This window comes from Rhodococcus sp. 320_ES (assembly GCF_059691855.1).
The window spans coordinates 106,609-130,543 of sequence record NZ_JCAWAG010000007.1 but is presented as its reverse complement, the minus strand read 5'-3'; the positions used below and the strand labels follow the sequence as shown (position 1 = coordinate 130,543).

Annotated in this window: 24 protein-coding genes and 1 riboswitch; of the genes, 14 read left to right on the top strand and 10 right to left on the bottom strand. The window is 66.7% G+C overall.

Features of this window, described 5'->3' with window-relative positions:
• The first annotated feature begins 55 nt into the window (after positions 1 to 55).
• The gene (locus AC59JP_RS22420; RefSeq protein ID WP_497328052.1) at positions 56 to 1,435 is read left to right on the top strand and encodes an aminotransferase-like domain-containing protein; all 1,380 of its coding nucleotides are present in this window, start codon (positions 56 to 58) and stop codon (positions 1,433 to 1,435) included.
• Between the two features lie 80 nt (positions 1,436 to 1,515).
• On the opposite strand, the gene AC59JP_RS22415 is transcribed toward AC59JP_RS22420, so the two are convergent.
• Positions 1,516 to 2,256, bottom strand: coding sequence for a type IV toxin-antitoxin system AbiEi family antitoxin (locus tag AC59JP_RS22415; protein ID WP_497328051.1), 741 nt, complete (start codon positions 2,254 to 2,256; stop codon positions 1,516 to 1,518).
• Positions 2,257 to 2,397: 141 nt separating this feature from the next.
• A complete protein-coding gene (gene cynS / locus AC59JP_RS22410; protein WP_497328173.1) occupies positions 2,398 to 2,844 on the bottom strand; it encodes a cyanase in 447 nt (148 codons plus the stop codon).
• Positions 2,845 to 2,916: 72 nt separating this feature from the next.
• Between cynS and AC59JP_RS22405 the strand changes: the two genes are divergently transcribed.
• A complete protein-coding gene (locus AC59JP_RS22405) occupies positions 2,917 to 3,798 on the top strand; it encodes a serine/threonine-protein kinase (protein ID WP_497328050.1) in 882 nt (293 codons plus the stop codon).
• A 99-nt stretch (positions 3,799 to 3,897) separates the two neighbouring features.
• The gene (locus AC59JP_RS22400; RefSeq protein WP_497328049.1) at positions 3,898 to 4,197 is read left to right on the top strand and encodes a DUF1540 domain-containing protein; all 300 of its coding nucleotides are present in this window, start codon (positions 3,898 to 3,900) and stop codon (positions 4,195 to 4,197) included.
• Here AC59JP_RS22400 and AC59JP_RS22395 read toward each other — a convergent pair.
• Entirely contained in the window at positions 4,194 to 5,735 is a 1,542-nt protein-coding gene (locus tag AC59JP_RS22395) for a carboxylesterase/lipase family protein (protein ID WP_497328048.1), read from the bottom strand. The genes AC59JP_RS22400 and AC59JP_RS22395 overlap by 4 nt on opposite strands.
• Positions 5,736 to 5,749: 14 nt before the next feature.
• Complete coding sequence (locus tag AC59JP_RS22390; RefSeq protein ID WP_497328047.1) at positions 5,750 to 6,151, bottom strand: SRPBCC family protein; 402 nt, start codon at positions 6,149 to 6,151, stop codon at positions 5,750 to 5,752.
• A gap of 33 nt (positions 6,152 to 6,184) precedes the next feature.
• Here AC59JP_RS22390 and AC59JP_RS22385 point away from each other — a divergent pair, with 33 nt between their 5' ends.
• From AC59JP_RS22385 to AC59JP_RS22355, 7 genes are all read left to right on the top strand, one after another.
• Complete coding sequence (locus AC59JP_RS22385) at positions 6,185 to 6,835, top strand: hypothetical protein (protein ID WP_497328046.1); 651 nt, start codon at positions 6,185 to 6,187, stop codon at positions 6,833 to 6,835.
• A 42-nt stretch (positions 6,836 to 6,877) separates the two neighbouring features.
• Entirely contained in the window at positions 6,878 to 8,302 is a 1,425-nt protein-coding gene (locus AC59JP_RS22380; protein WP_497328171.1) for a sugar porter family MFS transporter, read from the top strand.
• Positions 8,303 to 8,328: 26 nt separating this feature from the next.
• A riboswitch (TPP riboswitch) is annotated at positions 8,329 to 8,429 on the top strand.
• Positions 8,423 to 9,118 carry a TenA family protein gene (locus AC59JP_RS22375; protein WP_497328045.1) on the top strand — a complete coding sequence of 232 codons (696 nt, stop codon included), beginning with the start codon at positions 8,423 to 8,425 and terminating at the stop codon, positions 9,116 to 9,118. Its footprint overlaps the riboswitch before it by 7 nt.
• Positions 9,115 to 10,119 (top strand): ABC transporter substrate-binding protein, encoded by a 1,005-nt coding sequence (locus tag AC59JP_RS22370; RefSeq protein WP_497328044.1) that lies wholly within the window; start codon positions 9,115 to 9,117, stop codon positions 10,117 to 10,119. Before AC59JP_RS22375 ends, AC59JP_RS22370 begins: the two co-directional genes overlap by 4 nt.
• The gene (locus AC59JP_RS22365) at positions 10,097 to 10,873 is read left to right on the top strand and encodes an ABC transporter permease (protein WP_497328043.1); all 777 of its coding nucleotides are present in this window, start codon (positions 10,097 to 10,099) and stop codon (positions 10,871 to 10,873) included. The genes AC59JP_RS22370 and AC59JP_RS22365 overlap by 23 nt, the downstream gene beginning before the upstream one ends.
• Positions 10,870 to 11,580, top strand: coding sequence for an ABC transporter ATP-binding protein (locus AC59JP_RS22360; protein WP_497328042.1), 711 nt, complete (start codon positions 10,870 to 10,872; stop codon positions 11,578 to 11,580). The genes AC59JP_RS22365 and AC59JP_RS22360 overlap by 4 nt, the downstream gene beginning before the upstream one ends.
• A gap of 10 nt (positions 11,581 to 11,590) precedes the next feature.
• A complete protein-coding gene (locus AC59JP_RS22355) occupies positions 11,591 to 11,869 on the top strand; it encodes a GNAT family N-acetyltransferase (protein ID WP_497328041.1) in 279 nt (92 codons plus the stop codon).
• On the opposite strand, the gene AC59JP_RS22350 is transcribed toward AC59JP_RS22355, so the two are convergent.
• The 4 genes from AC59JP_RS22350 to AC59JP_RS22335 form a co-directional block, all read right to left on the bottom strand.
• The gene (locus AC59JP_RS22350; RefSeq protein ID WP_497328040.1) at positions 11,866 to 14,655 is read right to left on the bottom strand and encodes a helix-turn-helix transcriptional regulator; all 2,790 of its coding nucleotides are present in this window, start codon (positions 14,653 to 14,655) and stop codon (positions 11,866 to 11,868) included. The two genes, AC59JP_RS22355 and AC59JP_RS22350, sit on opposite strands and share 4 nt — an antisense overlap.
• Positions 14,656 to 14,687: 32 nt before the next feature.
• Positions 14,688 to 14,840, bottom strand: coding sequence for a hypothetical protein (locus AC59JP_RS22345; RefSeq protein ID WP_497328039.1), 153 nt, complete (start codon positions 14,838 to 14,840; stop codon positions 14,688 to 14,690).
• 114 nt (positions 14,841 to 14,954) lie between these two features.
• Positions 14,955 to 15,653, bottom strand: a complete 699-nt coding sequence (locus AC59JP_RS22340; protein WP_497328038.1) for a GNAT family N-acetyltransferase — start codon at positions 15,651 to 15,653, stop codon at positions 14,955 to 14,957.
• A 45-nt stretch (positions 15,654 to 15,698) separates the two neighbouring features.
• Positions 15,699 to 15,848, bottom strand: a complete 150-nt coding sequence (locus AC59JP_RS22335; protein ID WP_497328037.1) for a hypothetical protein — start codon at positions 15,846 to 15,848, stop codon at positions 15,699 to 15,701.
• A 251-nt stretch (positions 15,849 to 16,099) separates the two neighbouring features.
• Here AC59JP_RS22335 and AC59JP_RS22330 point away from each other — a divergent pair, with 251 nt between their 5' ends.
• A complete protein-coding gene (locus AC59JP_RS22330) occupies positions 16,100 to 17,419 on the top strand; it encodes a T3SS (YopN, CesT) and YbjN peptide-binding chaperone 1 (RefSeq protein WP_497328036.1) in 1,320 nt (439 codons plus the stop codon).
• Here the strand turns inward: AC59JP_RS22330 and AC59JP_RS22325 are convergent.
• Positions 17,371 to 18,540, bottom strand: a complete 1,170-nt coding sequence (locus AC59JP_RS22325; RefSeq protein ID WP_497328035.1) for an MFS transporter — start codon at positions 18,538 to 18,540, stop codon at positions 17,371 to 17,373. The genes AC59JP_RS22330 and AC59JP_RS22325 overlap by 49 nt on opposite strands.
• 51 nt (positions 18,541 to 18,591) lie before the next feature.
• On the opposite strand from AC59JP_RS22325, the gene AC59JP_RS22320 reads away from it, so the two are divergent.
• Complete coding sequence (locus tag AC59JP_RS22320) at positions 18,592 to 19,752, top strand: alkaline phosphatase family protein (RefSeq protein ID WP_497328034.1); 1,161 nt, start codon at positions 18,592 to 18,594, stop codon at positions 19,750 to 19,752.
• A 3-nt stretch (positions 19,753 to 19,755) separates the two neighbouring features.
• On the opposite strand, the gene AC59JP_RS22315 is transcribed toward AC59JP_RS22320, so the two are convergent.
• Positions 19,756 to 21,513, bottom strand: coding sequence for an NAD-binding protein (locus AC59JP_RS22315; RefSeq protein ID WP_497328033.1), 1,758 nt, complete (start codon positions 21,511 to 21,513; stop codon positions 19,756 to 19,758).
• Positions 21,514 to 21,605: 92 nt separating this feature from the next.
• Between AC59JP_RS22315 and AC59JP_RS22310 the strand changes: the two genes are divergently transcribed.
• On the top strand, positions 21,606 to 22,775 hold the full coding sequence (locus AC59JP_RS22310; protein WP_497328032.1) for an LLM class flavin-dependent oxidoreductase: 1,170 nt from the start codon (positions 21,606 to 21,608) through the stop codon (positions 22,773 to 22,775).
• Complete coding sequence (locus AC59JP_RS22305; protein WP_497328031.1) at positions 22,772 to 23,926, top strand: SfnB family sulfur acquisition oxidoreductase; 1,155 nt, start codon at positions 22,772 to 22,774, stop codon at positions 23,924 to 23,926. The genes AC59JP_RS22310 and AC59JP_RS22305 overlap by 4 nt, the downstream gene beginning before the upstream one ends.
• The last annotated feature ends 9 nt before the right edge of the window (positions 23,927 to 23,935 follow it).

Below are 23,935 nucleotides of genomic sequence, written 5' to 3'. Positions count from 1 at the left end.
TAAATTCCTCTCGGGACCGATCTCGCGGATGACGATGCGTGCGAACAATGAGTCCATGTCGACCGCCGAAGAGGAGCACGTTGACGTCCTCGGCGACTTCGTCGGGCAGCTCGACGACCGCACTGCAGCTGGCATAGCGGCGGCGGTCAGTCGCAGAATCCGTTCCGGCGCAGTGCAACCCGGCGACCGTCTCCCCACCGTTCGCGAACTGGCCCGCGAGCTACGGGTCTCCCCCGCCACCGTCAATCAGGCCTGGCAGGCACTTGCCGGTCTCGGCGTCATCGTCTCCCGAGGACGGGCCGGCACGTTCGTCACCTCGCCGGGCGCACGCAATGGCACCCGGTACTGGCGCCTGCATCCGCCCACCGAGAGCGGTTTCACCGTCGACCTGTCGCGCGGAACTCCGGACCCCGCGCTGCTCCCCGACCTCTCGGCGGCACTGAAGACGGTGGCCGGAACCGACCTCGCCGCCAACTACCTCGGCGACGCCGTTCTGCCCGAACTCGACGCAGCTATGCGCGCGACGTGGCCGTTCGCACCCGATCGGATCGCCGTGCTGGACGGCGCGCTCGATGCCGTCGACCGCCTGCTGCGCGTGCACGTGCACATGGGCGACCGCGTCGTCGTCGAAGACCCTTGCTTTCCTCCCTTCCTCGACCTCCTCGCGCGCGTCGGCGCCAAACCGATTCCGGTGCCCGTCGACGCCGAGGGCATGCGCGCGGACATGCTGGCCGTCGCGCTTCGAGCGCACTCGCCCGCCGCCGTCATGTTGCAAACCCGCGCGCACAACCCGACCGGGGTGTCGCTCAGCGAACTGCGAGTGTCCCAACTCGCGAGCGTGCTGGGCGACGCCGACATCGTCGTCATCGAGGACGACCACTCCGGTGACATTGCCGGAGCCGCCGATCTCTCCCTCGGCTCGTTCGTCCCGGACAAGGTGGCGCACGTGCGGTCCTACTCAAAATCGCACGGCGCCGATCTGCGCCTCTCGGTCCTCGGCGGCGCCGCCGGGATCGTCGACGACGTGATCGAGCGACGCATGCTGGGACCCGGATGGACCAGCAGGCTGTTGCAGCGACTGCTCATGGCGATGCTGGACGATCCCGTCGCCTCCGCCACGGTGGAGAACGCCCGACGGACGTATCGAGAGCGTTCGGCGTCGCTCATCGACGCGCTGTCCTCGCGGGGCATCGATGTCGGGCGGGTGGACGGATTCAACCTGTGGTTACCGGTGCTGGACCAGTCCTCGGCCATGGTCTCGCTCGCTGCCGCCGGCATCAAGACGGCGCCCGGCGAGGTGTTTCGCGTCGCCGATTCCGCTGACCACCATCTTCGTATCACCACCGCCGCCCTGAAGTCCGACGAGATCGACTGGGTGGCAGCGGAATTGGTGCATGCGGCGCGGACGGAGCCGCAGTATGGGAGGCGGCGGTAGATCTGGGATTGTTTTGGCAGACCGTCCAGCGTTGGGCAGACGCTGCAGGGTCGGCCGGTTGCTGCGGGGTCTGCCAAAACTCAGGCAGCGCGCACCGTCGTCGGCCGCGGCATCGTGCGCGCAGTCTCGATGGCCCGCGCGATCCGAATCGCCGCCCGCGGTGTGGCCAGGTCCGCCCATGTCCACCGGACCACCATCCACCCGTAGGAGCGCAGTTCGTCCTCGCGACGCTTTTCGCGCTCGACGGCGTCGCCCGGCGTCTCACCGTTGCGAAGGTACTTGCTGTACTTCACCATCCCGTCGAATTCACCGATCACTCCCTCGTCCTCCCACAGGCAGTCGGGCCGCCCGAGGAACCGTCCGTGCGGATCGAGAAGCGCCACTTGCAGTTCGGGAATCGGAAGTCCGCGCCGATGGATGTAGACCCGACTGCGAGATTCACCGACCGTCTCTGCGAGTGGATTCATGAACTCGACAGCCCGCCGCGCGGCCGTGCGCCCTCGCGTCGAGGACCGACCGAGCGCGTCCGTGACGTCTTGCGTCGACGCCGAGGATGTCCTCAACCCCGAATCACCCACGCAGACTGCCTTTTCGAACGATAGAACGCGAGCGAGATCGGCGATGGTTCGTGCCGGTGTGGTGACCCGCATACCGTCGACGACGGTGATGTCGTCGTCGGTCAGTCCGTCGGCATGGAGATGGCGACGCGTGCTCTTGTGCCCACTACGAGCTCGACTCGAACCGACGTGCACGACGCGCAGATCCGGGCTCCACATCTCGAACCCGTGCACGAGCGCGGCCGACTGATGGCTGACGACCACCGTCCGGTATGTCCATCGTTCGATGGTCGAGGACCGGGCGCATCGTCTGCCGACGCTTATCCACAGGCCGTTCGGCAGACCGTCCAGCGTTCGGCAGACGCTACAGGGTCTGCCCATTGCTGCACGGTCTGCCAAAACCAACTACCAGCGATAGTCCAGAAACTTCCCGTCGAACGTCACCACAACCCGGTCCCCGTCGGGATCCGGCCGCCGCGAGACGTCCAACTTGAAGTTGATGGCGCTCATGATTCCGTCACCGAACTCCTCGTGGATGAGCTCCTTGAGCGCGGGCCCGTAAACCATGAGCGCTTCGTGGAAGCGGTACATCGTCGGGTCGGTGGGGATCGAACCGTCCCACGGCCCTCGGTACGGCTGCACCGTGAGCGCGAGGGTGGTGTCGGCGTCGAGCTCGAGGATCGCGGCAACCTTCTCGGCCAGTTCGGCCGGCACCGGATGCTGGCCGAGAAGCGCCGCGACGGTCCACGCCGGCGCCCGGTCGATGGCGTCGGCGAGCTGAGCCCACGTGACGCCGTGCCGCACCTTCGCTTCCAGTACGGCCTCTGCTGCCTTCTTCTTGTCGAGTGCCATCACGGCCCTTTCGATAAGCGGCGTGAGCCGGTGTGTCCTACTGTTCTGCGCATCGATTACGGAGGTGATTGATTGTTGCACCATGGCGACGTCATCGCCGGGCACACGATCCACACACTCGTCGGCACAGGCGGTTCCAGCGAGGTCTATCTGGCCGTCGACGCGGACGGGAATCGGGTTGCGCTCAAGGTTCTGACCGCCGCCGAGGCACGGACCGAGCACGGTCGGACCCGTTTCGACCGCGAATTCGCCATCGCGTCCGAGCTGCGCCACCCCAATATCGTTGCGGTGTACGGCCACGGAGTGTCGGGCGACATTCCGTACACGACGATGCAGTACGTCGACGGGACCACCGCGGCCCGACTCCAGCTCGCGAGCGACGACCGCCGTCTGCCTGCCGCGACCGTCTCGCGCATCGTCGACGGAATCGCCGCGGCGCTCGACTACGCGCACGGGTGCGAGGTCCTGCATCGCGACGTCAAACCGTCCAACATTCTCGTGTCCGACGAGCGGGCATTGTTGACCGACTTCGGAATAGCACGAGTGCTGAACGACGTACGACCTCTCAATCGCAACGGTCGCATTCTCGGGTCCGTTCCGTACGCTTCGCCGGAACTGCTTCAAGCGGGACGTCTGGACGGGCGCGTGGACGTGTACGCGCTGGCGTGCACATTCGTGGAATTGATATCCGGAGCGCCGCCCTATCCGCGCTCGACTGTGTTCGGCATCGTCTCGGCCCACCTCTCGGCGCCACCCCCGTCGGTGAGCCGGCGGGCGCCGTCGATTCCGAGGGCAGTCGATTCGATTGTGGCGAAGGCACTTTCGAAGGACCCCGCCGATCGTTACCGAACCGCGGGCGAGTTCGCCACTCTCCTTGCCCGGGCTCTGTACGTCGAATCTCCGGTGGCGGCGACGACGAACTCGAGGCGACGATTCTGGCGTGGGCGCCGATAACCATTTTCGAAACGCCGTTGTTGCATAATTGATTTCGGCCAGGAAAGGTCAGCCTGACCTTGCTGTTGCATTCGAATTTTCGACGCTATCTTCGGTGTCATGACAACTCTCGAAATGCCCCACGTCAGCGAATGCACGGTGAGCAGTTGCTCCTACAACCACGACGGATGTCACGCCTTTGCCATCAACGTCGGCGGCTCGAACGGAAGTGCCGATTGCGGCACCTTCATCCCGCTGTCGACGAAGGGCGGACTCGACACCGTGTCCACTCAGGTCGGCGCCTGCCAGCGCGTCGACTGCGTCAACAACAAGAACCTCGAGTGCAACGCCACGGCCGTTCGCATCGGCGCCGGTGAAGGTTCCGACACCGCGAACTGCCTCACGTACTCGAAGGCCTAACTGAACCCCAGCACCTTCTGCCCCCACACTTCGCGCAGTTCCTTGTCGGGGTCGTCGACGAGCGAATCGTGGCCGTCGATCACGAGGGTGCGACGCCGCACGTCGTCGTACGGCGCCCAGTGTTTCGAGCCGTCCAACGCAGCAGGTACCCCGTGCCATGCGAACGCCACCCAGCGTCGCTGAATCCGCCGGGATACCTGCTGTGCCGCTTTGCGTCCACCCAGCCAGAACGTCGGGTCGCGGTCGAAGGTCCCGAAATTGCCGAACACGTACGGCAGTTCGGTCGCGTGACCGGCACCGACTCGCGCTGCGCGCAGGACCGGCGTCGCATGGTCGAAGCGGTAGACGAACGTCTGGGAATGCTGACAGTGCGCTTCCGCAATCCACAGGCTCGGCATTCGGAAACCTGCGTCGCGGGACAGAGCGATCGCGCCACTGCTCTTCGGGAGATCGGGATACGCAGCCATGATCTCGGCCACCCGTGCGGGCGCGAGGTCCGGGTGATCGAGGGCGATCGCGTCGAACATCTTGGTGACGGTGTCGGAGGTGACCGGCATCAGCGGCGACCGCATCAACCGAAACACCGACGCCTCGTCGTGATTGGATCCGATAATCAGCGGAATGCGGTGCGAGAACCCCTTCTGGAACGCGGCGACCGGGTAGCGCGGGACGATGTCGCCGTCCACGACCGGTGCCAATCCCAGTGTGCCGGGCACCTTTTCGGGAATCTCGTAGACGAGCTTCTCGCTCGCGTCGACGATCCTCTCGAACGGCATCGTGCGCAGCTCGTGCGCGTCCGCCGCCGACAGACCCACCAACTCCATGAACCGCCGCGCGACGGTTTCCGCCCGGTCCGGTCCGTATACAGACGTGGCCGGCGAGCTCTGCGCGATCGCCTTGTGAAAGAGCCCCTCGGCTTTCGGCGACGTCATCAGCGTCGTGATGGACGCGCCGCCCGACGATTCGCCGAACACGGTGACGTTGCCCGGGTCTCCGCCGAACGCGTCGATGGACGAGCGCACCCATTCGAGAGCGAAGATCTGATCCCGCAATCCGATGTTGGTGTCGAATTCGTCGGACACCGACGATAGATCGACCCACCCGAACGCGCCGACGCGGTAGTTGATCGTGACGATTACGACCTCACCGAGGTGCGCGAGATTGCGTCCGTCGTAGATCTTCTGGGCCGACGAACCCAACGCGTAAGCGCCTCCGTGAATCCAGACCATGACCGGACGACGGACACCGTCGGGGCGCGGCGCCCACACGTTGAGCGACAGGCAGTCCTCCCCGATGACCATCTTGGGATCCATCGGGACGGGACCGTCGCGTCCCTGCGGCGCCATCTCTCCGAAGTGCTTGCCGTCGAGTACGTCCTGCCACGGCTCGCGGGCCACGGGCGCCCGAAAGCGGAGATCGCCGACGGGCGGAGCGGCGAAGGGTATGCCCTTCCAGCTGACGATGTCGCCCTCGGCGTATCCGCGGACCGGACCGGACGGCGTGTCGACGACGATGGAATCGGATTTCACCGAATCCATCGTAGGCAACGCGGTCAGGCGACGAGGCGGCCGAGCGCGAGGTAGGCGGCGGGCGAGTAGCCCAGTACCAGCGGGGCGAGGCCACTGACGGTCAACCACGTTCGGGTTCCGCGTTGCCCCGTTCCGCGCACCGCATCCTGAACGCCGTGCTCGAGTGTGAGGCCGAGCGACTCGGGGCCGACCCACGCGCGCCACAGCCAGGTGCGAGCCGGCTCGTCGACGACGAGTACCTCGAAGTTGGCCTTGACGGCCAGCGGCCCGTAGACGGTGCCGGTGGTGCCGTCGCGCAGACGGTTGTCGCTGGCGTCGACTCCGCGAATCTGCGGCGCCCAGGACGTCCACATCAGCGGGTTCATGTAGCGCTCCCACACCACGTCTGCGGGCGCGCCGCCGGTTTTCTGCAATGTCGTCTGCACATCATTGATTCGGAAGCGGCTACGGTTTCGATCATGGCCAACAGGTGTGGGGGCAGGGCACTCGTCGTCGGACTCGCCGCTGCCGCGCTGCTCACCGGGTGCGGGGGCACCACCGTCGAGGGAAATCCCCGAGGGGACGGCCGCCCGCCGATCACGGCAACCTCCAGCGCACCGACCACCACACCCGCACGAACGTCGACGACGACGACGACATCCAGCAGCAGCACCAGCACGACCACCAACATGTCGACCACGACGACCACGTCGACAGCGGCCCCCGCCGTCGATCCGTCGAAGTACGCCGGATCCGTCTCGGGCAGTTACTTTTTCACCTCACCGAGCGGCAAGTTCAACTGCGCCATCATCACGGGCGGGGCTCAACCCGCGGCGGGGTGCCAGGGCGACCTCCCCGCCGACGCCCCGAAAGTGGAGGGCAGCGGCGCACCCGGAACGTCGGTGTTTCCGAACTCCATCGAGGTCGGCGGCGGCGAACCCGGCCGGTTCGTCAGCCTCGGCGATCCGAAGTACACGAACCTCGACGGCCCGGCGCAGGAGCTTCCCTACGGTGCTCCGCTGTCGGCCGACGGCTTCACGTGTGCGGTGGACGAGTCGACAGGGGTCACCTGCACGGACAGAGGCGAGCACGGATTCACCGTGTCGAACAATGCATTCCGGGTCTTCTGACCGCAGCGCAATTCTTCGGGCGTATGGTGCGAAAAGTAACCAATACTCGATCGAAGTAGGCGCAGCATGACCACTCAGGCGTCAGCCAACCACACGGCCAAGGTTATCGGCGTCACCGTCGCTGCCGCCGTCGGTGGTTTCCTCTTCGGATTCGACAGCTCGGTCATCAACGGCGCTGTCGATTCCATTCAGGGCAACTTCGGGCTCGGCAAGTTCTTCACCGGGTTCACCGTGGCCATCGCACTCCTCGGGTGCGCGGCCGGCGCCTGGTTCGCCGGCTCCCTGTCCGACCGCTGGGGTCGCAAGAAGGTGATGCTCCTCGGCTCTGCGCTCTTCATCATCAGCTCCATCGGCTCCGGCATCGCCTTCAGCGTTCCCGACCTCATGCTCTGGCGTGTGCTCGGCGGCCTGGGAATCGGTATCGCGTCCGTGATCGCGCCCGCCTACATCGCGGAGATCGCACCGGCACGCATGCGCGGGTCGCTCGCGTCGCTGCAGCAGCTCGCCATCACCATCGGCATCTTCGCCGCACTGCTCTCCGACGCGGTCCTCGCGAACACCGCAGGCGGCGCGTCCAACGATCTCTGGTTCGGCATGGAGGCGTGGCGGTGGATGTTCCTCGTCGGCGTCGTCCCCGCCGTCATCTACGGCGTGCTCTCCCTGCTCATCCCGGAATCGCCCCGCTACCTGGTCGGCAAGCACCTCGACGAGGAAGCCGCCGAAATTCTGGCGAACATCACCGGCGAGCTGCACCCCAACGAGCGCATCCACGAGATTCGGCTGACCCTGCGGGCCGAGCAGAAGTCGTCGTTCGCCGACATCCGCGGACCGAAGTTCGGGCTGCACCCGTTGGTGTGGGTCGGCATCGTGATGGCCGTTCTGCAGCAGTTCGTCGGCATCAACGCGATCTTCTACTACTCGACCACGCTGTGGAAGTCGGTCGGCTTCACCGAGGATCAGTCCTTCACGACGTCGGTGATCACCTCGGTCATCAACGTCGCCATGACGTTCGTGGCGATCCTGTTCGTCGACCGCGTCGGCCGACGAAACCTGTTGATGGCCGGGTCGATCGGCATGTTCGTCGGCCTCGTCATGGCCGCCGTCGCGTTCTCGCAGCAGATCGGCAGCGGCGACAACGTCAGCCTGCCCAGCCCGTGGGGTGTCGTCGCGCTGATCGGCGCGAACCTGTTCGTCATCTTCTTCGCCTCCACCTGGGGCCCGGTCATGTGGGTGCTGCTCGGTGAGATGTTCCCCAACCGGATGCGCGCGATGGCGCTCGGAATCGGCACCGCGGCGAACTGGATCGCGAACTTCGTCATCTCGCTGCTCTTCCCGTCGCTCACGGAGATGGTCGGACTCTCGATCGTGTACGGCGGCTTCGCCTTCTTCGCGGCGGTGTCCTTCTTCTTCGTCAAGCGCAACATTCCCGAGACCAAGGGCATGGAATTGGAGGACATGAAGGCCTGACACCGGATGGTGTTATGTTGAGGCAGTTCTTTGACACGGGGTGCTTTGCCTTTGACGGCAAGGCTGAGATGACACCCGAGAACCTGATGCAGGTAATGCTGACGAAGGGATGTCACTGCTGTGACTGCTGTACCTGGCGCGCGCTTCACCGACGATCTGTGGCAACAGACCGCTGTTCTACGCAAACAGATCGACGAACTCGAATTTCTCCGACGGCTCGGTGACGGGACGCTTCCGCTGGACGCGTTCCACCACTACATCGAGCAGGACGCCCTCTACCTCGAGGGATACGCGAAGGCTCTCGCGCTTCTCGCCTCCCGTGCTCCCGACTCGGAGAGCGGCGCCTTCTGGGCCACGTCGGCGGCCACGGCCGCTGTGGTCGAGAAGTCGCTGCACACGTCCCTCCTCCCTGTGAGCGAAAACCGCCCCTCCGGGGGCGGAAATCACTCACAGGTGTGTTTGGGGTACGTCTCCTACCTGATCGCCGCGGCCGCCACCGAGTCCTTCGGAGTCGCCGCGGCAGCCGTACTCCCGTGCTTCTGGATCTACGCGGACGTGGGCCGCGGTCTCGCCGCGTCCGCGCAGAACGTCCTGGCGCGCGACCCGGATCACCCGTACGCCCGCTGGGTCACCACCTACGACGCCGAGGAGTTTCAGGACTCGGCGGGTCGAGCACGCGAATTGGTCGATACCGCAGCGCAATCCGCGACGGACGTCGAGCGCGAGAAGATGGCCGACGCCTTCGTCGTCGCCATGCGGTACGAGCTCCTGTTCTGGGACACCGCCCTGTTCCCCCAGCCCTGGCCCGCATCGTGAAGCGGCTGATCGCACTCGTGGCCGTTGCGGCGTCGGTCCTGACCGGTTGCGCCGGGTCGAACGCGGACAGTCCCGAGACCATCGACTTCGCCCTCGACTGGACCCCGAACACCAATCACACGGGTCTCTTCGTCGCCCAGCAGGAGGGATACTTCGCGGACGCCGGACTGAACGTGAACGTCCTGCCCTACAACAACACCTCGCCCGACACTCTCGTCGACGCGGGTAACGCAGAGTTCGGCATCAGCTTCCAGAGCTCGGCCACGTTCGCCAAGGCCGCGGGCGCGCGCACCGTGTCCGTGCTTGCGCCGCTGCAACATTGGGCGACCGGCATCGGAGTGCGCGCCGATCGCGACGACATCCGCAGCCCGAAAGATTTGTCCGGCAAGACATACGCCGGATTCGGCGACGCCGGCGAGGACGCGACCCTGAAACAGGTCATCGCGAACGACGGCGGAAGCGGTGACTTCAAGACGGTCGTGCTCGGTACGTCCGCGTACGAGGCGGTCTACAACGGCGACGCCGACTTCACGGTGTCCTACGACGCATGGGAAGGGCTCGAAGCTCAGCGCGCCGGCACGCCCATGAAGTACTTCCAGTACACCGATTACGGATTCCCCGACGCGTACGCGATCGTCGTCAACGGCAACGAACAATGGCTCGCGGACCATCCCGACGAGGCGCGAAAGTTCGTGCAGGCCCTGCAGAAGGGGTATCAGTTCGCCGCCGACAACCCTGACAAGGCGGCGCAGGACCTGATCGACGCGAATCCCGGCGCATTCACCGACGAAGATCTGGTGCGCGAAAGCCAGAAGATGTTGGCCGAGAAGTACATGCGCGACGCCGACGGCCGCGTCGGCACCCAGACTCTCCAACAGTGGACGGGGTATTCGGACTTCCTCTACAAGGCAGGCGTCCTGACCGACCAGAGCGGCGCACCGCTGACGTCCGAGCCGGACTGGTCGACGTACTTCACCGATGACTACCTCGCACAGAACTGACCGGTGGAGCCGGTTCGCGCCGGCGCTGGTGGTTGTCGTCGTTCTGCTCGCGGTGTGGCAGGTGTACGTCGGCGTCGCCGGGGTGCGGCCCCAGATCCTGCCGACGCCGACGCGGGTCGTCTCTCAGGGCTGGGCGCAACGTGACGTGATCGCCGGGCACGCGTGGTCGACCCTGCAGGTCACTCTTCTCGGCTTCGCACTCTCCCTCACGGTCGCCTGGGTTCTCGCTGTGCTCGTGGATTTCTCGCCGTGGCTGCGGCGTGCGCTCGTTCCACTCTTCGTCGTGTCGCAGACGCTGCCGATCATCGCGATAGCGCCGCTGATGATCATCTGGTTCGGCTTCGGCACCGCACCGAAATTGTTGGTGGTGGCGCTGGTGACGTTCTTCCCCATGGCGCTCGGACTGATCGAGGGGTTCGGTTCTGCTGATCGAGACGCTGGGCGGCTGTTGCGCAGCATGGGCGCCTCGCGCCGTCAGGTGTTCCGGTACGTACGCCTTCCCTCCGCCATGCCGCGATTCTTCACCTCGCTGCGCATCGGTATCACCTACGCCGTGGTCGGTGCGGTGTTCTCCGAATACGTCGGGGCCACATCGGGTCTGGGCATCTACATGAGTCAGCAGAAGAACTCGTTCCGCACCGATCTGGTGCTCGCCGCGGTGGTGGTCACCGCCGTCCTCAGCATCGTGCTCTTCCTGCTGACGTACGCGGTGGAGCGGATCGTGGCTCCGTGGATTCTGGCGGAGGCATCATGACGGTCACGCTCGACGGGGTCGTCAAGTCCTACCCCGGCACACCGGTGCTGGACGGGATCGACCTGACCGCCCGCCCCGGCGAGTTCGTCTCGATCATCGGGCCGAGCGGCTGCGGCAAGAGCACCATCTTCAACGTGCTGGCCGGACTGGACTCCCCCGACGCGGGAACCGTCGACGCCCCCCGCTGCGGATACATGCCGCAAAAGGACCTGCTGTTCCCGTGGCGGTCGATTCTCGACAACACCACCCTCGGTCTCGAGGTACAGGGCGTGAGCAAGAACGACGCGCGGAGCCGGGCCCGAGAACTGTTCCCCGTCTTCGGACTCGGGGGATTCGAAAGTGCGCGCCCGCGCGAGCTGTCCGGCGGTATGCGCCAGCGCGCCGCACTGCTGCGGACCGTGGTGCAGGGTCGCGACGTCCTCCTGCTCGACGAACCGTTCGGAGCACTCGATTCGCTCACCCGAACGTCGATGCAGGACTGGCTGCAGGGTGTGTGGCAGCAATATCGGTGGACGGTGCTGATGATCACCCACGACATCCGCGAGGCGATCTACCTCTCCGATCGGGTGATCGTGTTGTCGCACCGACCTTCTCGCGTGGTGGCCGAGCTGTCGATCGAGTTGCCTCGGCCCCGCGGCGTGGACGTGATCACCTCGCCCGCGTTCGTCGAGCACGAACGAGAATTGCTCGCCCTGCTCCGGGCGTAGATTGGCACCCATGACGACACGGGTCGAACACCAGCAGGACCGTCAGCGGTTCGAGATCTTCGACGGCGACACCTTGGCCGGTTACTCGGACTACGTCGAGCACGACGGGGTGCGCGACTTCAATCACACGGTCACCCTGCCGGAGTTCCGTGGCCGCGGGCTCGCCGCGAAGATCACCGAGTTCGCGCTCGACGACACCCGAGACGCCGGCGCGAAAGTGGTGCCGACGTGCTGGTTCGTCCGCGATTTCATTGCCTCGTCTGACAAATACACGGACCTGTTGGCTTAGCGCTTCACCCGCGCTGCCTCGGTCCGGTTGCGGACGCCGAGTTTGGACAGCACGTTCGACACGTGCACGCTCACCGTCTTGACGCTGATGAACAACCGATCGGCGATCTGCTTGTTGGTCAATCCCTCGGTGATCAGGTCGAGCACGTCACGCTCGCGTGGTGTGAGCGCGTCCGAGGCCGATTCCGTCGCCACCTCGCGCTCGGTGGGGATCTTCAGCGCTGCGTAGATCTCGTGCGCGACGCGACGTGACTCGACGTCACCGGCTTCGAGCAGGCATCGAGCGCGTTCGTAGGGTTGCCGGGCGAAGAGCGCCGCCGTCTCACGCCACGCCCGACGTGCAGGCTCTTGGTCCGAATGATCGAGCAGCGCAGTGATGTGCAACTCCTCCGCAGCCAATCGCGCTGCCCAAGCGCGACTTTCCCATCCCGTCTCGCCGCCGAACGAGTGCGCGTAGTCGAGGGTGATACGCCCGTCGACGATGAACGCCGACGCTTTCTCTCGCGCATCGTCCGGCGTGAGGGCTCCGCTCTGCAGCCCGGCCCGGACCGCTCGCGCGCCGAGCGTGCTGAGCCGCAACCGTGCGGCGAACCACGGGTTGTGCCACTGCTTCGCAATCGACGCGACGCCGCTCGTGACGGCGTCGATCGCCGCGGCACTACGTCCGTGAAACATGTTGAGATCGAACAGCGCCGACGCACACTGCAGGGTGATCAGCCCGTCCTGGGAGCCGTATTCCCACACGGCGTCGACATCGTCGACCACCGTGTCGTCACCTCGCGCCGCGCGCACGGGTAGCACGGCCGCGCGCAGTTGCGCTCGCGCCAAGGCCGGTGCGTCTCGGCCCGTCGCATCGGCGATCTGCAGAACTCGGTCCCATTCGCCGACGTAGAACAGGACCGTGCCCTCGTGCACGCGCGCCAGGGTCGCGTAGGGATTCCACGCCCGCCCCGACTCTTCCGCGACCGAGACAGCCGACGCGAGCGAGCGCAGAGCAGAGGTGAAGTCACCCTCGTCCAGGTCGAACATTCCGATGTTCATCAACGATCGAATGTGCGTACCCACCTCGCCGTCCTGCTCCGCGAGCGACGCCGATTCCGCCAGCAGCTGCCGAGCCCGCTCCGGATCGCTGAGTCGTTGATGCATGCGTGCCAACGTGATTCGCGCGTCCGCCGACAGGGCGGGCTTGTCCAGTTCGGTGGCGAGGGCTACCGACTCGCGCGCCCACGCCTGCGACACGTCGTAGCGTCCGAGCGATTCCGTCACGTGCGCCGCGAGGGCCGTCAACCGTGCCCGCCAGTGTGGGTGCGTCGAGGCCGTGGCGAGATCGAGCGCGGCGTTCACCCACTCCATCGCCTCGATCTCTCGCTCGACCTCGAGTGCCGCGGTTGCACCTGCGTACAGCAAGCCGATTCGTTCGACCTCGTCGGCGTCGGTCCCGATGCGGGTGAGCTCGCGACGTACGGCGGTGAGTGCTCGCATCTGTTCGCCCGCAACACCTGCCGCCTCCGCGAAATGGAGCACCAGTCGACTCTCCGTCGGTTCGAATCCGGGCGAGTAGAGGTCCAGTGCGGCCTCGAAATGCGCCATCGCCTCACTGGGCGCGGGGATCGTCATCGCCTCGTCACCGGCCCGGACGTGAGCGGCGTAGGCGGTGGGCACGTCGTGCGCGAGTTCGGCGTGGCGTGCCAGATCGGCCGCGGCACCGGGATGTTCGTGCCCGGGGAGTACGGCAGCGAAGCGGGTGTGCAGCCGATTACGTTGCCCCGGAAGCAGGTCGGAGTACAACGCCTCCCCCAGCAGGGCATGGCGGAACCGGTAGTACGACCCCGATACGACGGCGATCTTCGCGTCGACCAGTTCGCGCAGCGCCGCCTCGAGGTCCTCGTCCGGCATGTCGACCACGCCCGCGAGCACGTCCTGAGCCGAGCGAGGGCCGGCCACCGCCATCGCGTCGGCCACGCGGTGCGCGGTGTCCGAGAGGCCGTCGACGCGGACAAGTAGAACGTCGGCGAGCGCCGGCGGAATGACCGAATCACCGCGCATACGAGCAGCTTCGAGCTCTTCCAGAAAGAACGGATTGCCACCCGACCGGTCGACGATCTCGCTACGCCGCGGGTCCGAACGCTGGCCGGCGTGAATCGACTCGAGCAATCGGTGCGACAGTTCGCCGCTCAGCGGTTCGACGTCGACACGGCGCACGGCGGGCATACGGGTCCACTCCGACAGCGTCGGGCGCAGCGGGTGACGACGGTGCAGATCGTCGCTCCGGTAGCTCACCACCAGCGACACCCGCTCGGTGTGCAGCCGAGCGAACAGGAACGACAACAACTCTCGCGTGGACGTGTCGGCCCAGTGCACGTCCTCGACGACGAGCAGGACTGGATCCCGGTCGCCGATGCTCGCCAGCGCACCGAGAACCGAGTCGAACAGCAAACCGCGACTGGGTCGTTCGTCCGCCGTGTCCGCTCCGGGGAACAGGCGAGAGGCGGACGGGAAGCTGTCCCGTATCGCGTCGGACAGATCGGGGTCGACGTTCTGCACACGCGCGAACATCTCGGTGAACGGCAGGTACGGCGCTCCCATCCCGCCCAGGTCGAGGCAGTGCCCGACGAGGACGGACCAACCACGCTCGCGTGCACGGGACGCGAATTCGGTGAGCAACCGCGTCTTGCCGACCCCCGCGTCACCGGAGACGACGGCAACCGAACGATCGGCGTCACCGAGGCCCTGCAGCAACGCATCCAGTTCCGTGCCTCGGCCGATCAGCGGACTGGTGGGGAGCACGCGCTCATCATTGCGCACCCCGACGGCGGGGTCTACGCCGTAGGACGAGTCGGGGCGTGCGTGTGGGTGTCGACGAAGTAGTACAGCCGCTGCCAGACGCTCGGACGGGACGGGCTCGCCTTCGCGCGCTCTCGGCGCTGATACGCGGCGAGAGAACGGGAGACACGGTTTTCGTATTCGGCCATGGAATCGAATGTGGGGTTCATGGGTACAACCGTCGTCCGATGCGGCCCGAGGCACATCGGACGAACTCCCGAACTTCGTGGCCGGAGCGATCCCTAGGGAATGTTCAGCTATCCCTAGGGTTTCGGAACGGCAGGCGTTTCGACGATCGTCATGACCGACTCTCGCCGCAGCGTGAAACCGAGCTGCGTGTAGAGGCGAATGGCACCGGTGTTCGACGCTGACGCATGCAGGAACGGCGTCTCGCCGCGCGCCACGATTCCGGCGGCGACAGCGCGCATCAACCGCGTCGCGAGACCTTCGCCGCGGAACTCGGGATCGGTGCACACGGCACTGATCTCGGTCCAGTCCCCGGGGTGCATGCGCTCGCCGGCCATGGCGATCAGTCGGCCTTCCCGGCGGATGCCGAGGTAGGTGCCGAGTTCGATGGTCCGGTCAAGGAACGGCCCGGGTCGGGTGCGGGCGACGAGATCGAGGATGTCCGGCACGTCCTCCCGTCCCAGGCGCACCGCGGAAAGTTCGGGCGCCGGGGCGAAGTTCTCGCCGGTCATCTGTACGAGGCCGAATTGAGAGACCATTCGCCAGCCGCTCGGTGCCTCGGTGTTCTCGAGGGAGATGAGCGGAAGGGTGACACCGGGTCCGCCGATGTCGGCGAGGTCGGACCAGTCGTCGTCGGTCATGAGCAATGGGTGCGCGATGAACGGCGCCACGTCGCGCTCGTATCCGGCGACGCGGCCGCGAGTGACTCGGAACCTGCGGTGGGCGCCGCTCAGCGCCGAGCGGACCGGGTCGTCGAGATCGGAGTACTCACGCACTCGCGACACGATACGTCCGGCCACGCTCGGCGCTCTCGTGCGGTGTCACCTCCACGCCGGGACGAGGGCACGAACAATCGACTTCTTCTCGTGCACAACTGGTTTCGACTCGATCAACTTGCTGCGCTCGTAGGCGAGCAGCGACCGCTCGACCCTCTGGCGGTGTTCGCGGACGAGGTGCTGGTAGTGGGTCATGGTGGCCTGACCTCCTCTCGGGGGCAGCAGAAACAGACGGCTTCCCTGACAGGGATCCGTGAAAGGAAAAGGGGGGTGCGGCTAGCGCGCGAAGACGGCCGTGGCGCGCGCGGACCCGCGGTTCGGGACATCGATGGTCGTGTTCACGGGGATCACCTCGCTTCGCTCTCGGGTACTGGACTCATCATGCGCAGACCGGCCGGCAAGCGCCACCGAATTAAATTGTCGGTGCCTCGCGCTACGGTCCGCTCATGACTGATGTCGACGATTTCGACCGCTCCGTTGCCCTGGCATGGCGCGCCTGCCGGAGCGCTCTCGGGGATCACATCGCGGACATGCGCGACGGTGACACGCTGCTGCTGGTCGCCGTGACCGACGACCCCGACGAAGTGTCGGCACCGTGCGTGCAGCTCTACGCGTGGGACGACGCGGACAGCGCTGCGGATCATCGACAGTTCGTCCGGTGTGAGGTGCTCTCCAACCACTATCTCGCCGCCGACAGGCAGTTGAGCCCGGCCGACGAGGACGCGTTGCGAGCTCTGGGATTCGCCGATCCCGTCGTGGGACCGGAGTCCGCGTCGGACGAGCCGAGCAACTGGTTCCTCGACCGCCCTCTGTCGTTCGCCGACGAGGTCGCGGCGGCGGCCGTCGCCGTCGTCCGAGACGTCTTCTGCGTGCCGCATCCGGTGTTCCTCGACTCGGAGTCGACCGGCAGCGAGTTCGTCGTCTCGGATCCACCACCTCGCGTGTCGATCGACCTGCGGGCCGCGGTCACGATCGTCTCGCCCGATCATCGCCGGTCGCTGATCGACGACACGCTCGAACACATGCTGGGCTTCGTACCCCCGGTCGACGAGGACGGCGACATCCCACTGCGGCTGGGGTCGGCGTGGATCTACCTGTGCCCCATGGACGACGCGCCGTTCGTTCAGATCCTGGCGCCCATCGCAGCGGCGGTACCCGACGTCCGTGGTGCGGCCACCGTGATCGCCGACATCAACACGCGGTGGCCGCACGTCAAACTGCTTCTGCAGGACGATCGGGTGGTGGCGACGATCGAGCTGTCCGTGGTGCCCTTCGTTCCGCAGCACCTTCTCGACATGCTCGCTGTGATGGAGCGTTTCGTGTTCGAGGCTGCACACGATGTCGTCGTCGAGCTGGATGCGGTGCCCTACATCGATGCTTTGGGGAACGTGACGTCCCTGGCCGACGACGACGATTCGGCCGTACTCCCCGTGGAGTTGCGGGCCCTGGTCGAGCTGGTGTGGCAACACGGAGATTCCGTGGACATCGACGACGTCCTGATTCTCGGCGATCGGGACCGTCAGACCATCGGCCGCTACCTGGACCTCGCGAAGGAGCAGGTGCACGCCGCGAACGAGCGCGCGGAGGCGAGCGACGACCGACGCGTCGTCCGCGCGGCGTACGAGGACCTCGCGGTCTGGGACATCACCGTCGATCTGCTCACCTCCGCCCACCGACGGCTGGTCGGGGAGGTGCGCACGCGGGACGTGGCGGGCGGTCAGCTGGAGCTGTTCCGCAACCCCGGAGAGAACACGCTGTTCGACTGAGCGAGACGGCGGGCCCTGGCCGCCGACGCCGCGGCGGCGAGAACGGCCAGCACCACCATGGGCGCGACGATGCCCACCGAGGGCTCGATCAGCACCAGCAGCACAGGAAGACCAAAGCCGAGGTAGGTACCGACGTAGAAGACGCCGGTCAGAGAGCCTCGAATACGGGGCGGCGCGAACAGTTCGAGATCGAGCAGACCAGCCCGCAGGCAGAGTCCGTAGGCCGCACCGAGCACCACACAGCACACGGCGAACAGCCACACCGGTGGTTGAGCACCGCCGACGGCCACCAGCAGATACCCCACGGCGGCGAGCCCGGACCCCACGACACCGGTCCGCGGCCCCCACTGTCGGCGGCGCGCCGCCGCCTGCACAGCGATGCCGGTGATCAGAGCCGTGCCTGCAGCCACGCCCGACAGCAACGGTCCTTCCAGATCGGCGGGCATACGCGAGGGCAGCGTCACGAAGGCGAGGGTGACGCTCGCGAACACCCAGAACGACATCGGTAGCGACCAGCTCAGCGCCGACGTGGCCGAGTACTCACGGTCCACCGCCCCTGCCGTCGGCGTCCCCGCGGTGACGTCCACTCGGGCGAACAGCAGTGCCGACACGATGGCGGCCACCGACAGGACTGCCGACACGATGAACGGCAGGGTGATGGGCCGGTCCGAGAACTGTCCGACGATGCCGCTCACCAGCGGGCCGAACGCAAACCCCGCCGTCAGGAACACCCCGGCCAGCACCGTGCCGGCCGATCCCTTCAGGTCGGCAGCCCACGCGGTGCCGGCGCCGATCGTCAGGCCCGCTCCGATTCCCACCACGAGGCGGCCGACCAGCAGGCCGGTGGGTTCGTGCCACAGCAACAAGGAGACGGTTCCCGCGGTGGCCACGACGGCGCCCGGTATCACCACGCCGACGCGGCCGATGCGATCCGACAGCGTCCCGCCGAAGAAGAGTCCCGGAAGCAGGCCCAGCGCATAGATGCCGAACACCCCGTCGAGCAGGGCGGCCGACAGCCCCTCCGACTCCTTCAAGGACGGGATGACCGCGGCGAAATGATTTGCCGCCCAACCCGTCGTGAGCAGTACGGCGAGGACAGAGGCGAATGCGCGATTCGTCACTTCGTCATTGAACCAGCAACGTGAAGGGGTCCTCCCGTTACCCTTCGAAGCATGATCGTCACCCCGCGCTACGGTCACGGCGCGCTGTCCGATGTGATGCCGTCCGTGCTCGGCGCACTCGGTGTCGCCGGTGAACACGACCGGCTCGACCTCGGAATCGACGGCGTACGCAGAGTGTGTGTGCTCTTGGTGGACGGCTTGGGCTACGAGCAACTCGTCGCCAATCCCGCCGCCGCACCGTTCCTCTCTCAGCACACGGGTCGATCGTGGACGGCCGGGTTCCCGTCCACCACCGCCACCAGTCTGGGGTCCATCGGAACGGGTTTGCCCGCGGGCGAGCACGGCATCGTCGGCTACCTGATGGCGTTGCCCGGCTTCGATCGCCCGATGAATCCGTTGAAGTGGCAGCTGCACGGACAAGCGGACCACGGGCACCAGCAGAAGGTGAACATGCTCGCCGCTGCGGTCCCCGAGGAGATTCAGCCGCGGAGCACCGTGTTCGAGCGGGCCGAGGCAGACGGCATCACCGTCTCGCGCGTCGCACCGTCGTATCAGAAAGAATCCGGTCTGACCCGAGCCGTGCTGCGCGGCGGCGACTTTCGGACCGTGGTGTCGGCGGGTGACCTGATCGCGGAGTCACGGTCGGCCCTGCGGGCAGGCGAACGATCACTGGTGTACGCCTACTACGCCGACCTCGATCTGACCGGCCACGTCCGCGGACCGCACTCTGCTGCATGGGCATTCGAGTTGTCTCAGGTCGACCGGATCGCCGAGGGAATCGCGAACGAGTTGCCACCGGACGCCGCTCTCGTCGTGACTGCCGACCACGGCATGGTGCACGTCGAGGGGCATGTCGACGTCGACGCCTCTCCTGCACTGCGCGAGGGAGTTCGGATGATCGCCGGTGAACCACGGGCGCGGCACGTGTTCGCCGAGTCCGGCTCGGCGGCAGACGTTCTCGCGGCGTGGTCGAGTCTCGCCGGCTTTCTCGCCGTGGCCCGTGAGGACGCGATCGAGCGCGGGTGGTTCGGGCCGACGGTCACCGGCGCCGTGGCCGAGCGCATCGGCGACGTGGTGGCGGTGTCGCTCGGATCCGGTGCGCTGGTGCGCCGCGGGGGCGAGCCGATGCAGTCGAAGTTGCTCGGTCATCACGGCTCGTTGACGTCGGCCGAGATGCTGGTGCCCGCGATCGTGGTGTCGCACAACCACTGACGCTCAGTCCAGTCCTCGATCTCTGCGCAGCACGCCCAGCAGTTCCTCGTACGGGCCGACGACGTAGGCATGGTCACCCGCGGCGAAACTCGTTCCGCGCCGGGGCGGATGCTCGACGACGCCCGACGCGACCCGTCCGATCGCGATGACCCGAGTGTGCGCCGACAACTCGTGCATGGCCATGCCGTCGAGTCCGCCGTCGACGGTCACCTCGAGTCGCCCGACCATGAACGATCGGGGTCCGACCGAGAACGTGCCGAGCACCTCGAGACCGAGCGCTGCTCCGATGAACCACGGCGCCGCAAGCTCTTCCGTCGACCGCACGTAGCGAAATCCGAATCGATCGGCCACCGCATCGCCGAGCGAACGGTCGAACACCCGCATCACGACGGGTACGCCCGGTCGTCCCGGCCGGTCAGCCCACCGGTCTCCGAGCACACCGCGCACCGCGATGCCGGTTTCGATATTGACCATGTCGTCGCTGGTCAGCACGGCGACGGCGGAGGCCTGCGCCACCCTGGCGTCGACGAGTGTCTCCGTGAGGGTGGCGTCGCCGAAGATGACGGGAACATCGAGTGCGGCTGCGGCACTGACGAATCGGCTGTCCTCGGATCGTTCGATCACCACCACGTCACGCCCGAGCGACTTCAGCTCGCGGGCGACCCGAATGCCGAACGCGCCCAGCCCGATCACCACCACGTGACCCGACATGAACCGCGCCGCGCGTTTGCCTGCGGTGTGCGAGAGCCGCCGACTGATGAGCAGCTCCGCCAGGAAGGCCATCAGCAGCGCGGTGGTGGTGACTCCGGCGAACATCAGGACGATCGAGAAGAGGCGCAGCCACACTGCCTGATCGCTGAAGGTGAAGTCGCCGTAGCCGACTGTCGCAATGGTCTCGGTACTGAAGTACAACGCGTCGAGAATGCTCATTCCCGGTTTGGTGTAGCCGATACGCAGAACGGTCGACGAGATCACCAGCAGCGTCAGCAGCACGGCGAGCATCCGAAAGAAGTTGGGGTTGGTGTCCTCGACGAAACCTCGGAAGGCGGCACGTATTCGGTGGCGTCGCCTCGGGGCGAACGACTGCTCGCCGGCCTCCGAACCCCGCGTCAGGGTGATGCCGGCGCGAGCGAAATCGTCGTCGGTACCGAGCATCGTCGCGACGTCGCCCGGTCCGACGGTATGGTCGCGGCCCGGGCACGCGACCAGCTCCCCACCGGGGCCGACCACCGCGACGGGGGCCAGATCCCCATAGAGGGCGCGGAGGGTGGACTTCTCCGCGACGTCCAATCGCGCTGCCACGAAACCTGTTTCGGCGATCTCGACGTCGTGGACCGTGATGCCCAGGCACGCCTCCACGACCGAGGGGGCAGCCAGGTCCGCGATGTCCAGTACGCCACCGGGACCGCCGTCGTCGTTCATCGCCCCGCCGACGGTCGCGTTCGACAGCTGCGCGACGACATTGACGTCCGGGCGCAGTTCGCGCGCGAGGACGGCGGTCTCGAGGTTCCAGAGCTCGTTCTGCTCGACGCAGATGACGGCCATGGCGGTCGACAGTCCGGCGGCAGCCAGTGCCTCGGCAATTCCGACGCCCGCCACGAGGTGCGGGACGCCCCATCGGGCCGCAGCCGCGGTGAGGCGCGGATCGGGCGTGCGACCGACCACAACGACCTGCTCACCGGACGCGACGAGCTGGTCGACGATGCGCATCCCGATTCCCGCGACACCGCAGACGATGACGTGTCCGGCGAGCTCGTCCATGCTCGGACTGTAGTGCGAGTGCGGCGCCAGGGTTGGAATCACGCCGAGGCTAATTCTGTGCCTCCAGGCGATCGACCTCTACGTTCGGATGTATGACTGTCGACTTGCACTGGTTCCTGCCCACCTACGGCGACAGTCGCCTCATCGTCGGCGGCGGCCACGGGATGAAGGCCGGAACCGCGGGAGGCGATCGCCGTGCCACCATCGGCTACCTGTCGTCCATCGGCAGAGCCGCCGAGGAGTTCGGATTCCGCGGCGCTCTCACACCGGCCGGCGCCTGGTGCGAGGATGCGTGGCTGACCACGGCCATGCTCGCCCGCGAGACGGAGAAGCTGGCCTTTCTCATCGCGTTCCGCCCCGGCCTGATCAGTCCCACACTGGCCGCGCAGATGTCGGCGACCTTCACCAGCCACGCTCCGTCACGGTTGCTGCTCAACGTCGTCACCGGCGGCGAGGCCCACGAACAGAGGCAGTACGGCGACCATCTCGACAAGGTGCAGCGCTACGAGCGCACCGACGAATTCCTGGAGATCGTCCGCGGCCTCTGGCGCGGTGAGACGGTCACGCACCGCGGCAAGCACATTCAGGTCGACGACGCCGCGCTGCCGTTCGTTCCGGATCCCACTCCCCCGCTGTACTTCGGTGGGTCGTCCGGCCCCGCGGGACCCATCGCAGCCCGCCACTGCGACGTCTACCTCACATGGGGCGAGCCGGTCGAGGCCGTGGCGAAGAAGATCGAGTGGATCCGGGGTCTCGCGGCCGAGCAGGGGCGGACACTTCGCTTCGGAATCCGGCTGCACGTGATCACCCGGGACACGTCCGAGGCAGCGTGGGCGCAGGCCGGTCAGCTCATCGAAGCTTTGGGTGAGGACACCGTCGCCACGGCGCAGGCGAATCTGGCGCGGAGCGAGTCGACGGGCCAGCGGAACATGCTCGCGCTGCACGAGGAAAACCGACAGGACGGATCGTGGAAGGACGCACGCGCACTGGAGATTCGGCCGAATCTGTGGGCGGGCGTGGGACTTGTGCGCGGCGGCGCCGGCACCGCACTGGTCGGCAGCCACACCGAGGTGGCCGACCGCATCGCCGAGTATGCAGCCGTCGGGATCGACGAGTTCGTGTTCTCCGGATACCCCCACCTCGAGGAGCTGTACTGGTTCGGCGAAGGCGTCCTGCCGGTGCTGCGTCGGCGCGGACTCTTCGGCGACGCATCCGCGGCTCCCGCACCGTCCGGCCATGTGCCGTTCCTGCCGGCGCGATGACCTTCGTCGACACTGCGCGCACGCTCGGTGCGAAATTCGCCGCCGGTGCGCACGACCGTGATCTGAAACGGACCCTGCCCCGCGCCGAGCTGGACGAGTTGTCCGCGTCCGGATTGCTCGGCATCACCGTCCCGACGGAGTTCGGCGGTGTCGGTGCGTCCGCGGTAGAGCTGGCGGAGGTGTTCCTTGCCCTCGCGGAGGGCGATCCCAGCGTCGCTCAGATCCCGCAGAGTCACTTCACGTTCCTCGAAGCTCTCAGGCTGCAGGGTACGCAGGAACAGCAGGCGTACTTCTTTTCGGAAGCACTGGCGGGCAGGCGATTCGCGAACGCCCAGAGCGAACGTGCAACGCCCGGAATCGACATCGATCTCACGACACTGTCCGACGGTTGCCTGACCGGAACCAAGTTCTATTGCACGGGTGCGCTTCTCGCGGACTGGCTCGTGGTTCGGGCCGTCGTCGGTGACGTGGACGCCCGACCACAGAACAAGGTGGTCGTCTTCGTATCCGCCGACGCTCCCGGTGTCACGATCGAGGACGACTGGGACGGGTTCGGTCAGCGCACCACGGCCAGCGGCACCGTCCGCCTCGACGACGTCCGCGTGGATCCGGAAGCGGTAGTTCCGTTCTCACCGATCTTCGCCGTCCCCACGACGTACGGCGCGCGAGCTCAACTGCTGCACGCAGCGATCGACGCCGGTATCGGCCGAGCCGCGGTCCGCGTTGCCCGGGAGGTTCTCGCGAAAGCTCGACCGCACTTCGAGGCCGGAGTCACCGCCGCGTCGGACGACCCTCTTCTGATTCAGCAGTTCGGGGACGTCGAAATCGGCGTGCGGGCCGCGTACGCCCTGGTGCGCGACGCCGCGCGGTCCATCGACCACGCCGAAGCCGACCTGACGGAAGACTCCGCGGCCGAGGCGTCCATCGCCACCGCGGCAGCGAAGGTGTCGTCGGTTCGGGCCGCTCTCGACGCGTCGGCCGCCCTGTTCGATGCGGGCGGAACACGTTCTGCGGCTGCGTCGTTGGGGCTCGATCGGCTCTGGCGCGACGCGCGCACCCACACGCTGCACGATCCCGTGCGGTGGAAGGTGCAGCACATCGGGCGGTACGCGCTGTCCGACACGCTGCCACCGAGGCACGGCTTGATCTGAACTCGGGCC

Coding starts and splice junctions, on each gene's coding strand:
- AC59JP_RS22420 (WP_497328052.1), top strand. CDS start 56: ATGTCGACCGCCGAAGAGGAGCACGTTGACGTCCTCGGCGACTTCGTC.
- cynS (WP_497328173.1), bottom strand. CDS start 2,844: ATGGCACTCGACAAGAAGAAGGCAGCAGAGGCCGTACTGGAAGCGAAG.
- AC59JP_RS22400 (WP_497328049.1), top strand. CDS start 3,898: ATGACAACTCTCGAAATGCCCCACGTCAGCGAATGCACGGTGAGCAGT.
- AC59JP_RS22395 (WP_497328048.1), bottom strand. CDS start 5,735: ATGGATTCGGTGAAATCCGATTCCATCGTCGTCGACACGCCGTCCGGT.
- AC59JP_RS22385 (WP_497328046.1), top strand. CDS start 6,185: ATGGCCAACAGGTGTGGGGGCAGGGCACTCGTCGTCGGACTCGCCGCT.
- AC59JP_RS22365 (WP_497328043.1), top strand. CDS start 10,097: ATGACTACCTCGCACAGAACTGACCGGTGGAGCCGGTTCGCGCCGGCG.
- AC59JP_RS22360 (WP_497328042.1), top strand. CDS start 10,870: ATGACGGTCACGCTCGACGGGGTCGTCAAGTCCTACCCCGGCACACCG.
- AC59JP_RS22355 (WP_497328041.1), top strand. CDS start 11,591: ATGACGACACGGGTCGAACACCAGCAGGACCGTCAGCGGTTCGAGATC.
- AC59JP_RS22345 (WP_497328039.1), bottom strand. CDS start 14,840: ATGGCCGAATACGAAAACCGTGTCTCCCGTTCTCTCGCCGCGTATCAG.
- AC59JP_RS22335 (WP_497328037.1), bottom strand. CDS start 15,848: ATGACCCACTACCAGCACCTCGTCCGCGAACACCGCCAGAGGGTCGAG.
- AC59JP_RS22330 (WP_497328036.1), top strand. CDS start 16,100: ATGACTGATGTCGACGATTTCGACCGCTCCGTTGCCCTGGCATGGCGC.
- AC59JP_RS22320 (WP_497328034.1), top strand. CDS start 18,592: ATGATCGTCACCCCGCGCTACGGTCACGGCGCGCTGTCCGATGTGATG.
- AC59JP_RS22315 (WP_497328033.1), bottom strand. CDS start 21,513: ATGGACGAGCTCGCCGGACACGTCATCGTCTGCGGTGTCGCGGGAATC.
- AC59JP_RS22310 (WP_497328032.1), top strand. CDS start 21,606: ATGACTGTCGACTTGCACTGGTTCCTGCCCACCTACGGCGACAGTCGC.
- AC59JP_RS22305 (WP_497328031.1), top strand. CDS start 22,772: ATGACCTTCGTCGACACTGCGCGCACGCTCGGTGCGAAATTCGCCGCC.